At 35.7% G+C, this 675-nt stretch carries 1 protein-coding gene and 1 pseudogene; both read right to left on the bottom strand.

The features are described 5' to 3' along the window. Positions 1 to 307, bottom strand: a 307-nt coding sequence (locus CO726_RS31195; protein ID WP_136699925.1) for a hypothetical protein, incomplete at its 3' end; no start/stop codon positions are given. 30 nt (positions 308 to 337) lie between these two features. Beyond that, positions 338 to 675: pseudogene (locus CO726_RS31190) on the bottom strand (hypothetical protein); the annotation flags it as partial.

Below are 675 nucleotides of genomic sequence, written 5' to 3'. Positions count from 1 at the left end.
TTAAATCCTTCGCATATTCAATGATATATGTTCGATTTGTTGGATTAATGGCAGCAGCTGAATACTTTGCACCAGCAATTACAGCACTGACTAAAACTAAAAAGGCTGCAAACTTAAACATAACTGGCAATCCTGAATTTAATATATCCCCAGCTGTCCCATCTTTATATAAAAACCCTAATTTCGTACTATCCCCACCAAAAATTAAATCGGGGATGGTATCAATTAAATCATAGATGGGAGAAAGAAAGACCTTAGTCAGAGAAACAATTAATCCGCCAACCCATCCTATTATCTTTTCAAGCATAATTTCACCTTCCTTTTCAAAGGTACGCTATTACCCTGCGTACCCTTGTACTTTCTTCATGTTATTTAGAAGCTCTTGTAGTACCGCTTCATTTGATTCAATAAACATCATTTCTTTGTCTGATGGATCTGTTTGAATCCAAACAGAACTATCTCCTATGCGGAAAATCCCTTCACCTTTCCCTGGATTATTGAGAATAATGTCAAGCTCACCAGCAGTTAAGTTAAAGTTCTCTTGAATTTTTTTCTTATCAATCTTATTTTGCTCTAAGAAGAAATAAGAGAAAGTAGATTGCAAGATACCACGAGCTTTTACATTTTCTAAAATACGAACAAAGTCCTGACTTGCCCAACACATTCCCGCATTTC

The sequence above is a fragment of the Bacillus fungorum genome, assembly GCF_002746455.1.
Lineage (GTDB): Bacteria > Bacillota > Bacilli > Bacillales > Bacillaceae_G > Bacillus_A > Bacillus_A fungorum.
This window is presented reverse-complemented; position numbering and strand designations above follow the sequence as displayed.